The 12,116-nt window shown below is 43.9% G+C and carries 10 protein-coding genes and 1 pseudogene; 6 read left to right on the forward strand and 5 right to left on the reverse strand.

The annotated features are described in order from the left end of the window. The 3 genes and pseudogenes from Q1A70_RS02235 to Q1A70_RS02245 form a co-directional block, all read left to right on the forward strand. The coding region (locus Q1A70_RS02235; protein WP_299686701.1) for a transposase at positions 1-311 on the forward strand (311 nt) is incomplete at its 5' end. 255 nt (positions 312-566) lie between these two features. Continuing rightward, positions 567-1,405, forward strand: a pseudogene (gene mepA / locus Q1A70_RS02240) (penicillin-insensitive murein endopeptidase). A 274-nt stretch (positions 1,406-1,679) separates the two neighbouring features. After that, the gene (locus tag Q1A70_RS02245) at positions 1,680-1,988 is read left to right on the forward strand and encodes a hypothetical protein (protein ID WP_299686699.1); all 309 of its coding nucleotides are present in this window, start codon (positions 1,680-1,682) and stop codon (positions 1,986-1,988) included. A gap of 40 nt (positions 1,989-2,028) precedes the next feature. On the opposite strand, the gene Q1A70_RS02250 is transcribed toward Q1A70_RS02245, so the two are convergent. From Q1A70_RS02250 to rdgC, 3 genes are all read right to left on the reverse strand, one after another. Next, a complete protein-coding gene (locus Q1A70_RS02250) occupies positions 2,029-2,283 on the reverse strand; it encodes a YfhL family 4Fe-4S dicluster ferredoxin (RefSeq protein WP_102285860.1) in 255 nt (84 codons plus the stop codon). Between the two features lie 42 nt (positions 2,284-2,325). After that, positions 2,326-3,744 carry a tRNA 5-hydroxyuridine modification protein YegQ gene (gene yegQ, locus Q1A70_RS02255; protein WP_299686695.1) on the reverse strand — a complete coding sequence of 473 codons (1,419 nt, stop codon included), beginning with the start codon at positions 3,742-3,744 and terminating at the stop codon, positions 2,326-2,328. Between the two features lie 207 nt (positions 3,745-3,951). Beyond that, complete coding sequence (gene rdgC / locus Q1A70_RS02260) at positions 3,952-4,866, reverse strand: recombination-associated protein RdgC (protein ID WP_299686693.1); 915 nt, start codon at positions 4,864-4,866, stop codon at positions 3,952-3,954. A 194-nt stretch (positions 4,867-5,060) separates the two neighbouring features. On the opposite strand from rdgC, the gene phoB reads away from it, so the two are divergent. From phoB to Q1A70_RS02275, 3 genes are read left to right on the forward strand one after another with little or no spacing between them, the layout of a single operon-like run. Further along, positions 5,061-5,750 carry a phosphate regulon transcriptional regulator PhoB gene (gene phoB, locus Q1A70_RS02265; protein ID WP_299686691.1) on the forward strand — a complete coding sequence of 230 codons (690 nt, stop codon included), beginning with the start codon at positions 5,061-5,063 and terminating at the stop codon, positions 5,748-5,750. A 33-nt stretch (positions 5,751-5,783) separates the two neighbouring features. Continuing rightward, entirely contained in the window at positions 5,784-7,082 is a 1,299-nt protein-coding gene (gene phoR, locus Q1A70_RS02270; RefSeq protein ID WP_299686689.1) for a phosphate regulon sensor histidine kinase PhoR, read from the forward strand. A 17-nt stretch (positions 7,083-7,099) separates the two neighbouring features. Next, on the forward strand, positions 7,100-8,056 hold the full coding sequence (locus Q1A70_RS02275) for a phosphate ABC transporter substrate-binding protein PstS family protein (protein WP_299686709.1): 957 nt from the start codon (positions 7,100-7,102) through the stop codon (positions 8,054-8,056). A gap of 275 nt (positions 8,057-8,331) precedes the next feature. Here the strand turns inward: Q1A70_RS02275 and ppx are convergent, their stop codons facing one another. Next, a complete protein-coding gene (gene ppx, locus Q1A70_RS02280) occupies positions 8,332-9,885 on the reverse strand; it encodes an exopolyphosphatase (RefSeq protein ID WP_299686707.1) in 1,554 nt (517 codons plus the stop codon). A gap of 7 nt (positions 9,886-9,892) precedes the next feature. Beyond that, positions 9,893-11,992 carry a polyphosphate kinase 1 gene (gene ppk1, locus Q1A70_RS02285; protein ID WP_299686687.1) on the reverse strand — a complete coding sequence of 700 codons (2,100 nt, stop codon included), beginning with the start codon at positions 11,990-11,992 and terminating at the stop codon, positions 9,893-9,895. Between the last annotated feature and the right edge of the window lie 124 nt (positions 11,993-12,116).

A 12,116-nucleotide genomic window follows, 5' to 3' on the forward strand; every position in this document is an offset into this window, starting at 1 on the left:
GTCTAATCTCAGAAGCTACTCCAGCAGGCTATCAAGCAGTAGTCATCATGGATCGTGCTAGTTGGCACCAAAGTTATCTAGCTGACGATTTTCCTAATATCACGATCATTCATATTCCCCCTTATTCTCCGGAGCTTAACCCTGTAGAGCAGGTGTGGGCTTGGTTACGCGACAATGAGTTAGCTAACCGTTGCTTTCGTGATTATGAAGAGCTCAAGGATAAACTTTGCAAAGCTTGGAATCGTTTTAGTGAGTCGACTGAGAAGGTTATATCTATGTGCTACCGAAGTTGGACTAAGCTGACCAATTAAATAATCAAATTGGTATTACTTGGCAGAGTAGCGGATTCCGCTAATACCTAAAATAGCGCGTGTTGGGAGTTCGAATCTCTCCACCCCTGCCATATCTAAGGCTCTAGTCGAAAGACTAGAGCCTTGTTGCTTTTGAATATTAACCCTCTTTCCAAATGAAACTCCCTTTTTTATCTCTAAATAGCACACTCGATATGCACCTATTCTCTAATGGTGACTATTATAAATAATATCCGTTGCTCACTTGGAAGTGTTATGAGGCTATCTTTTGGATTGGCTGTTATGTTTTATTCGTTTTCTGTCTTTGCTACGTCTTGGGAGAAAGAGAAGACCCGACGGTAAACTCAACCTCATCAATAGGAAGTTATGCCAACGGTTGCCTCGATGGTGCGCAGGCCTTGCCAATAGATGGAGTGGGCTATCAGATTATTCGTCCTCAGAGAGGACGTTATTATGGTCATACAGAGGCTATTCAGTTTATTGAAAGGCTCGGTGTAACAGCGAGCGAGCAACTCGATATCAACGTACTGGTAGGAGATATTTCTTTGCCTCGTGGCGGGCGCTTTTCTTCGGGTCACTCTAGCCATCAAACTGGATTAGATATCGATATATGGCTAAGGCTCACTAGCCAGAGACTTTCTGTTAATGAACTTGCCGTCCCTAAGCCTGTGAGTGTTGTTGATCTTACCAACTATAAGTTACGTAAATCGAATTGGACTGAAAAGCATTTTCAAGTAATCCGCTATGCAGCGAAAGATGAAAAAGTGGTGCGTATATTTGTTCATCCGGTGATTAAACAAGCGCTTTGTGACCAAGAACAAACGTCTGCTACAAGCAGGGAATGGCTGGGGAAAATCAGACCTTGGTGGGGGCATCACTCTCATTTTCACGTCCGTTTAAAGTGTCCTGAGGGTAACTCACACTGCATCGCTCAAGCAAGCCCGCCGAAAGGAGATGGCTGTGGTGATGAACTTGCCAGTTGGGCTCCTAAGACCACTCCAGTTCCCCCACCCAAGGAAGTCGCTAAAAATATTAAGAAAAAGAAGGTTAAAGTGATGCCTAATCAGTGTTTAGCTTTGATATCAAATAAGTAATCTTAATCGTGCGTCGTAACTAAAGTGACTATACCAATTATCTTCTTGCTTCAAAAACTGGAGAAATGTCACACTTTTGTCTAAAGTTTATTAAAGCGCGATTAAGAACATCGTTTGATATTAAAAAAAACAAGACTGACAACAGTAATAATCGTGAGGAATTTGACAAGGTTTGGTCAGGAGTAGAGTGTTTTTGGGGTGAAAGATGCGGCTTATATGCAGTATACGAAATCAGAGTCTGATACCCGCCGATAGATAATTCAAGGATAAGACTATGACTATGATTTGTGCAAAGGAATTTTCAGAATGGCTAAGACATAGATTCAGTACAGAGGACTCAGGTGTATCGATTTCAAAAGACGATATTAACCAGTTGACTGGTAGGCAGCGTTTAGATCCAAGCTTTGTGAATGATGTCCACTATGAGTCGATGAAGTACGGAATGGCATTTGTCACTGATACCAGTAGGGAGCATTTTTACCTTATTCCTATAACTCAAGCGATAAATTGGCGAGAGAGACTTGAGTATCAGTTTGAAAAAGAACTTTTCTGCAATATTTATCCAATCGAAAAGTCCGGATAAAAAAAAGGTTCAACTTATTATTAAGTTGAACCTTTTCTCTTTAGGTCAAGCCTTGAATGATAACAAACTTCTCTAGTAGCTCGTCATCCGTTTCAATATGCTTCGGGTCAGTGATTATGCATTTTGTAATAGGGCACACTGACTGACATGTAGGCTTCTCGTAGTGACCTTTGCACTCAGTACATAAATCAGGGTCGATTTCGAAGATACTATCACCCATGGTGATAGCACCATTAGGGCATTCAGGATCGCACATATCGCAATTTATGCACTTGTCCGTAATTAACAGAGCCATTATTTTCTTCTCAAGTAAAGTTTCGCAACTAGCAAGTAAAGCTTACTTGCCTGATGCATTGCGTGTATCTTGGCCTTCGCTCAAGTTACGCATCAGCAAGCCGTACTCTAGATCTAAATCTGCTGGTACAGGAATAAATACAAAGTGACCGTTACCTTTCGCGTCGTCTACCGCTTCAGATTTACGGTTTTCCATAACTTCCAGTTTGAAAACAACATTACCTTTCGGTGTCATCATTTCTAAGCTATCGCCTACTAGGAACTTGTTCTTCACTTCTACTTCCGCTAGATCACCACGGCGCTTGCCAGTGAATTCACCAACAAATTGTTGAGTATCAGAGATAGAGTAACCGTACTCGTAGTTTTGGTATGTATCATGAGTGTGGCGACGTAAGAAGCCTTCAGTGTAACCACGGTGCGCTAGGCTCTCTAGCGTGCCCATTAGGCTTTCATCGAATGGTTTACCTGCTACTGCATCGTCGATAGCTTTACGATAAACCTGTGCGGTACGAGCACAGTAGTAGAAAGATTTAGTACGACCTTCAATTTTCAGTGAGTGAACACCCATCTTAGTTAGTCGCTCAACGTGTTGGATTGCACGAAGGTCTTTTGAGTTCATGATATAAGTACCATGCTCGTCTTCAAACGCTGCCATTTTCTCTTCTGGCTTGTGTGACTCAGAAAGCAACACGACTTCGTCTGTTGGCTTGCCAAGACCTAGTGTGTTGTCTGGACGTTCACTTTGCACTTCAACTGCTTGCGTTTCTACTTCTTGAATAGCAACACCAGTAGGGTTTGCTTCAACAATCTGACCGTTTTCGTCTTCTTTTGCAGCTTCAGTTTTGTATTCCCAACGACAAGCGTTAGTGCAAGTGCCTTGGTTTGGATCGCGTTTGTTCATGTAACCAGAAAGCAGACAACGACCAGAGTAAGCCATGCAAAGTGCACCGTGAACAAAGATCTCTAGCTCTGTTTCTGGACAGTGCTCGCGAATCTCTTCAATCTCTTCAAGAGACAGCTCACGAGATAGGATGACACGCTCAACGCCTTGGGTTGACCAGAACTTAACGGTCGCCCAGTTTACTGCGTTTGCTTGAACGGAAAGGTGGATTGGCATTTCAGGGAATGCCTCACGAACCATCATGATAAGACCAGGGTCAGACATGATGAGGGCGTCTGGGCCCATATCTACAACTGGCTTAAGGTCGCGAATGAATGTTTTTAATTTAGAGTTGTGCGGCTGAATGTTACATACAACATATAACTTTTTACCTTGAGCATGTGCTTCATCGATACCGATTTGTAGGTTTTCGTGATTGAACTCGTTGTTACGAACGCGAAGGCTGTAACGTGGCTGGCCTGCGTATACTGCATCTGCGCCGTAGGCGAATGCGTAACGCATATTTTTAAGGCTTCCTGCCGGTGATAATAGTTCAGGTACAAATGGTTTTTGTGTCGTCATTGCTTCGTTCTCTAATCTGATCTCAAGTCAGGTTGATATCACCAAGTGATATCAAAGGGGCGCAAATTTTACGCTAAAATGAGTTTGGTTGATAGCCCTAAAGATAGCAATGACATTAACAACAGGCTAGAGAGGAAAATATTAGGTGGAGGTTTGAAGAGAAATAAGCCCAGATACCATTGATATCTGAGCTTACAGTTCGACTGATTAAGCAGTAGGTTGTGTTAACCCGCCTAATGATTCAAATAGGTTAGGAAGGAAAACACTGAACTCCCCACATAGTAGAGAGAAGTCTGCATCAAAGCGTGCAGCTTGATCTTCACGAGGGATGTCATCGTTTTCGTCTTTTAGCTCATCACTGAATTTCAGGCGCTTGATGCTGCCGTCTTCTGCAAGGATGAATTCAATGCGATCTTGCCAGTTGATGAGAAGTTTAGTCACCACCTTGTTCGCTTCGATGTGGTTTTTAATCTCATCCACTTCTAGCTCTTGTTTCTTAACTCGAACAATACCACCGTCTTCTTGGATAGATTTTAGCTCTGCTTCATCAAGCATGGTGATACCTTGAGGTGTATCGCCTGACTTAACCCACTCTGTTAGCGTCGTTTCAATTGCTTGCTCTGGAATGGCAGGTACGACTGGCAGGCTACCCATGGTCTTACGCAGCAATGCCAATACGTCTTCCGCTTTTTTGTAGCTGCTTGCATCAACTACAATGAAACCTTCTTTAGGCATGATTAGCGCGTAAGTGAAGTTACTGCGGCTGAATGCACGAGGAAGCAGATCAATGATGATGTCTTCTTTTAAGCTGTCTTTCTCTTTCTTTTTCAGCGGAGTACCTGACTCAGCCTCAAGCGTTTCAACTTTTGCGTTCAGTGATTCTTTGATCACAGAAGCAGGCAGCATTTTCTCTTCTTTCTTTGCACAAATTAGAATGCGGTTTTCTGATACGTGCGTCATCATATCGCCATGTCGACCCATTGCGTGTACCCAACCAAACTTCTGTTTGTCTTGGCTACCACAAGGGGTAAAGCGGAATTCTTCAAGTTGTTTCTCTAGTTGATCTGCGTTGAAATCAATATCACGGTTGAAGCGATAGACTAGGCAATTTTTAAACCACATAAATATTTCTCATACCTTTTTAGAAGGTGCTCATGATATGAGATCTAATTTGATTTGTCCTTAGCTCTGTATCAAAACTTATAAAGTGAAAGGTTTTAGACAGTTATATGAAAATTTGTTTTCAAAGGTCACAAAAATGTCATAATTAACTCAGATAATGCATTGCGTTGATTAAATACTAAGGCTATTCAATTATGTCAAGAAGGATTCTGGTGGTTGAAGATGAAGCACCTATTCGTGAGATGCTGTGTTTTGTGCTTGAACAAAAAGGCTACCAAGCAGTAGAGGCTGAAGATTACGATACAGCGGTAAACAAGCTGTGTGAACCTTTCCCAGATCTAGTATTACTAGATTGGATGTTACCTGGCGGTAGCGGGATCAACTTTATCAAGCACATGAAGCGTGAAGAGTTAACTCGTAATATTCCAGTAGTAATGCTAACGGCTCGTGGTGAAGAAGAAGATAAAGTTCGCGGTTTAGAAGTCGGCGCGGATGACTACATCACCAAACCATTTTCACCCAAAGAGCTTGTTGCTCGCCTGAAAGCCGTCATTCGCCGTGTAACGCCGACCGCACTTGAAGATGTTATTGATGTACAAGGCCTTAAATTAGACCCAGTATCACACCGTGTTACCGCAAGCGAAGGCGCCGTTGATATGGGGCCGACTGAGTTCAAAATGTTGCATTTCTTTATGACTCACCAAGAGCGAGTGTACAGCCGAGAGCAGTTGCTTAATAATGTTTGGGGCACCAACGTTTACGTTGAAGATCGCACTGTTGATGTTCATATTCGACGCCTACGTAAAGCACTTGAATCGGCGGGACACGACAAGCTAATCCAAACGGTTCGCGGTGCGGGCTATCGTTTTTCTACAAAGGCATAGTGTGGCTTCGCTACCCAGTTTACGGAGTCCTGAATGGTTGAAAAGTTAACCTGGAAAAAGCTAGCTTGGGAGCTGGCTTTTTTTTACGCGCCATGGGTTTTAGTCGGTTGGATATTCGGCTATTTACCTTGGTTACTGCTGGCTGCTACGGTATTGCAGCTCGGTTGGCATCTACACAATCAAATGCGTTTGTCTGCGTGGTTGTGGGATGAAAAGCGTTTAACGCCCCCTTCAGGGTCAGGAAACTGGGAATCTCTGTTTAACGGTATTTATCGTATGCAGCAGAGACAGCGTCGTAAACGAAAAGAGCTGACTAACCTCATTCGCCGTTTCAGAAACGGTGCTGAATCTTTACCCGATGCCGTTGTGGTATTTCGCGGTGAAGGCAATATCGTTTGGTGTAACAAGCTCGCTCAATATTTACTTGGGTTTCGTTGGCCAGACGATTCAGGGCAACCTATCTCGAACTTGATCCGCACGCCGGACTTCATCAAATACCTCAATAAACAAGATTTCTCAGAGCCGTTAGAGATGCCTTCGCCACTCAATGTGGAGCGAATGCTTGAGCTGCGTATCGTGCCGTATACTGAGGGTGAACACCTGATGGTAGTGCGTGATGTCACTCAGCTAAAGCAGCTTGAAGGCATGCGTCGTAACTTCTTCGCTAACGTTTCCCATGAGTTGCGTACACCAATGACCGTACTTCAGGGTTACCTTGAAATGACGGAAGACCCGGACATGATCGTTGGCCCTATGTGGACCAAGGCTCATGGTGTAATGACTGAGCAATTGAATCGTATGAACAGTCTGGTTAATCAGCTTCTCACGCTTTCGAAAATTGAAGCAGCGCCAATGCATGAGTTGGATGAAGTAGTGAACGTTCCGGCTATGCTTGAAGTTCTTGAGAAAGAGGCGACCAGCTTAAGTGGTGAGAAAGAACATAAGCTTGAATTCGATGTTGATAAGCACTTACATGTGTTTGCCGATGAAGATCAGCTACGCAGTGCTATCTCAAACCTTGTTTACAATGCAGTAAAATACACACCTCCGGGTGCGACAGTGAAAGTGCGTTGGTACCAAACCAGTCAAGGTGCGTGTTTGGATGTGTCTGACACTGGAGAAGGTATCGAGCCGCAACACTTGCATCGACTTACAGAGCGCTTTTACCGGGTTGATAAAGCGCGCTCACGTGATACTGGCGGCAGTGGCCTTGGGTTAGCTATCGTAAAGCATGCCTTGACTCACCATGATTCTCATTTGGAAATCCAAAGTGAACTGGGTGTCGGCAGCCGTTTTTATTTCACGCTTCCTGAGCGACTGACGGTATCATGAGTTGTTTGCTACGCAGAATGCGTTTACCGATCCGAGCTCTATTGGCATGTGTTCTAGTGACACCTGCTCACGCTGAATTAACCGTTGAATCCCTTCCTGATTACTCAAAGGTTGCGGGGATCTCTGGGAGCTTGCTGTCGGTAGGCTCGGATACTTTAGCCGGAATGACGACATTGTGGGTGGAAGAGTTTAAATCGTATTACCCGAATGTGAATGCTCAGGTTCAAGCTTCGGGTTCGGCGACAGCCCCTCCAGCATTGACGGAAGGCACGGCTCACCTAGGGCCGATGAGCCGACCAATGCGCTTACGTGAGATTGAGGCATTTGAGAGAGAGCATGGTTATAAACCTACTGCTCTTAAAGTGGCGATTGATGCTATTGGTATGTTTGTTCATAAAGATAACCCGATCAAAGGACTCAATTTTCGCCAGATAGATGGCATATTTTCTGAAACGTTGCGCTGTGGTGGGGTTAAACATATTAATAATTGGCAAGAGCTCGGTATCGAGCAATCTTGGGCAAAACATCGTTTCCAACTGTTTGGTCGAAATTCGGTATCGGGTACCTATGGTTACTTTAAGCAGAATGCGTTATGTGGCGGGGACTTTAAGAGTCGCGTAAATGAACAACCGGGCTCAGCTTCTGTTGTTCAATCCGTTGCGCTGTCAGTCAGTGGAATAGGTTATACCGGTATTGGTTATCATGTTGCAGGCGTTAGACTGGTCCCTGTGGTTAAGGCTGGTGACCAATACGTGCACGCGACCAGAGAGAATATTATAAGTGGCGAGTATCCGCTTTCGCGCTTTTTGTTTGTTTATGTCAATAAACACCCAAACAGGCCGCTTTCTCCAGTAGAGCAAGAGTTCCTGACCTTTATTTTTTCAAAGCAAGGTCAAGAACTCGTTGAAAAAGACGGTTATGTGTCAATCCCTTATGAATACGCTCAGCAAGAACTTGCAAAAGTCGGACTCTGATTTTTCGACTGGTAATTCGGTTTATTGCTCGCTGCAGTTATAATTGGTCGCAATATAGTTATAATTGCTGAGCTCTAGTCGCCATTAAAGCCCACTGTGGACTAAGTTGAGTGGGCATTGAACTTCAGTGAGCATAGTAGCCTTGTTTTCACTAAAGAGTCTTGTTTTCAGCAAAGCCTCTGCCTTGTATAAAGACCCAGTAACTTGCTGTAAAAATCAGCTCGAAAGGCCAACACGCCCTAGTCTTTATCCCAGCCCAGATTCAACCAAAAAGCCTACTGCTCAGCGAAACTCAATTGCCAGCCAGCATTCTGCCAGAGCTCTTGTTCAACGATTAAATCCGCGACCAATAGTCTATTGTCTGTAAGCCAATCTTTATCCACACCATCAATCGCCCAATGATCAGTATCGATGATCTTTATTCGTGTTTTTAGACGTGGAGTGTCATTGCGTTGAGCGTTAAGAATAATGGACAGACGCAAAATCCGAATTAAGCCGATCAAATGTTTGCTATTGAACAGGCTCAGATCGGGCATATCGTGAAGCTTAAGCGCTTTACGTTGGAAGCGCACTAAGGTTGACATGACCATCTGTTGCTCGCTGTTAAAGCCTGGCATGTTGGTATGCTGTAGCAAGTACGCTGAATGTCTATGGAAGCCGGGGAAGCTAATGCTCAGCCCAACTTCATGCAGCAGCGCACTCCATTCTAAGAGCTCAAAGAGCGGGCTTTTGTTGTGAATAGCTAGCGCTTTGTGTGTTTGATGCAAGAACTCGCGGGCTTGATCTTTGACGCGAGTGGCGTGTTCCAAATCAACCGAATGCTTTGTAGCTAGGCTTTCTGTGGTTCGCATGCGAATGTCTGAACGTTGAAAGCGTTCTTCCATCTCATAAAGTAAGCCTTCGCGCAGTGCTCCGTCTGAGAAGTGCATCTCTTTGACGGAAAGCCCGATGAATATTGCGGTAAGAATCGCCACTCCACCAGCAAAGACAGGTTGACGTTCAACGGTTAACCCTTTGAGTTTGATCTCTTCTATGTTGTCGTGTTCGCACAGTACATCAATTAAATGGTTTAATCGCTTTTGGGTGATAATAGCATCGTCGTAGCCCATCCCGACCAAGACTTCTTTGATGGCTTTGATTGTGCCCGAAGAGCCAAGTGCGGCGTCCCAGCCCTTTCTCTTGTACTTAGCTGCAAGTGGTTCTAAACGTTGCTGAGCGGCAATGATGGCCTTAGAAAAGTGTTTACGTGAGAGTTTGCCATTCGAAAAGTACCTCTGAGTAAAGCTCACACAGCCCATCTGTTTGCTATTGACTAATTTCGCCTCAAATCCTTTGCCTATAATCAGCTCGGTACTGCCGCCGCCAATATCAACGACGAGCTTAGAGTCTGATTCGGGCTGGGTGTGAGCCACGCCTAAATAGATCAGCCGTGCTTCTTCCTCTCCAGGTATCACTTCGATAGGAAATGGCAATACTTCACGTGCTTTCTGGATAAACAGATGGGTGTTGCTCGCTTGGCGAAGTGTATGAGTGGCAGCAATACGAACATCATCAATCTCAAAGCCATGTAATCGTTCTGCGAACATAGCAAGGCATTCTAACCCTCGTTCGATGGCGTCATTACTCAGTTTTAATTGCTGATCAAGGCCAGAGCCGAGCCTGACTCTTTGCTTGTGTCGGCTGACGATTTGTAACTCTTGTCCAACGACTTTAGCCACTACCATGTGAAAGCTATTTGAACCTAAATCGATGGCTGCGACGTTTTTTATCGGCGCTGATATCACCTCAATCGAGGCGGTATTGTTGGACTGTTCTGGTGAGTTGACCATGGTGTTGTTAGCTTGGTTCATCGTGAGAGTGTTGCTTCCTAGCTTTTCGAGTCTGTTTTTCTACCTGCTTAAGGTAATCATAGATAGCGACTTGTGAGCGAAGTTTTTTACGGTTACCGCGCGGTACGTAAGCGTTGCTCATCTCTTTATCTATCAACCTTGCCTTAACTGTATCGGTAAAATGAATATTTACAATGTCGATGATCCGCTGTTTCAAACGCTGATCACGAATTGGTGCGGCAACTTCAATACGGTGATCGATATTACGTGTCATCCAGTCTGCTGATGAGATGAACACCTTAGGATCGCCGTCGTTGTGCGTGATCAGAACGCGCGGATGCTCTAGGAAGCGGTCGATAATACTGATGATTTTAATGTTCTCACTGGTACCTTCTACCCCCGGAACAAGTGAACACATGCCACGAATGATCATTCGAATATTGACGCCCGCATTACTTGCGCCATAAAGTTTGTTAATCAGCCCCTTATCGACCAGGTTATTCACTTTCAATGTAATTTGTGCTTTTTTTCCCGCTTTAGCATTGGCAATTTCAGTATCGATAAGACGATAAAGTTTTTTACGTGAGTTACGCGGTGAAACAATTAAGTGTTCGAATTTTACCGGACTGTAAGGGCTTTCAATGTAACCAAAGACATTTCGCACCTCATTGGTCAGTTCCTGATCGGCAGTTAATAGTGAGAAGTCCGTATAGATTCTGGCGGTCTTTTCGTTGAAGTTGCCAGTGCCGATATGTGCGTAGCGAGTGATCTCTTCACCTTCTCGGCGGCTGATAAGCAGTAATTTCGAGTGAATTTTTAACCCCGGAGCGCCAAAGATAACTTGAACGCCAGCCTCCGTTAAGAGCTTGGACCATTCGATGTTGGCTTCTTCGTCGAAGCGTGCTTGGAGCTCAACGACCACCGTTACGCTTTTGCCATTGTGAGCCGCATCGATCAACGAATTCATTAATCGCGAGTTTTTCGCGACTCGATAGATATTGATCTTAATACTGATGACTTTAGGATCAAACGAAGCTTGACGAACTAACTCCGCAATATGATCAAAGGTGTGATATGGATAGTGCAGCATGATGTCTTGATTCTTGATCGCATCAAAGTTGTTATCAAACCCATCAAAATCTGCGCATGACATAGGTGGTAAGGGTTTGTTTTCTAAGTATTCTCTACCAACATTCGGGAAGGCAATAAAATCTTTGAAATTGTGATAACGGCTACCAGGAATCAAACTATCGTAATTTGATATACTTAGCTTATTGCATAAGAAACTTAGCATGTTGTCCGGCATGGTGCGCTCATAAACGAAGCGCACTGGCATGGCACTGAGCCGTTGAGCAACACCGTTTGACATTTGCTCCAATAAACTGTGCTCAACCTCATGGCTGAGGTCATACTCAGCATCTCGCGTCATTTTCATCGCAAAGCAATGAAGTTCATCGTACTCAAAAAATCCTTTAAATAGATCATCGATGCAGTATCGAATGATGTTATCAAGTAAGATAATGGTCTTGCGGCGTTTGCCTTTCTGCTCGGGAAGCATCACAAAACGAGGCAGGTGATCGGTGGGTATTTCGATGATGGCGTATTGTGATTGTTGGTTTTTCTTGAGCTCAACAGTGAGGTAGGCATATTCATCCTTTAAGAATTGAAGCACATCTATATCTTCGTTCATTAGAAGGGGAGTAATATGAGGAAGTACTTCTTTTTTAAAGTGTTTTCTTATCCATTTTTGTTGGTCTTCGTTCAGCTGAGTTTCGTTGACTAAGAAAATTCGTCGCCTTGCCATCTCTAAAATCAGTTCATTGTAGAGTTCATCAAAGCGTTGATTTAACTTAAACGCTTTGGTTTGCATCTTGGTCAGTAGGTGCTTTGAGTTATCATTAAGTCCGTGTTCTTGGTTGATCAAAATACGACGTTTAACGTCCGAGAATCGAACTTTGTAAAACTCGTCTAGATTATTAGAAAAGATCCCTAAAAAACGCACTCTTTCGATCAGAGGGACCGTTTTATCCGCGGATTCTTGTAAAACCCTCTCGTTAAAAGAGAGCCAGCTGAGTTCTTTTTCTATATAGAGTTTTTCTGAGTTCATAATCCATCCTAGACATCTTAGCCAGTGTGGGCTAGTCCAAACTGTAAAAAATGAGCAGAGTATGCTGATTTTGTTACGATTTTATTTCAATTCACACTTTCAACAAAACTTACTATTATTTTCA

It is taken from the genome of uncultured Vibrio sp. (genome assembly GCF_947488985.1).
Classification (GTDB): domain Bacteria; phylum Pseudomonadota; class Gammaproteobacteria; order Enterobacterales; family Vibrionaceae; genus Vibrio.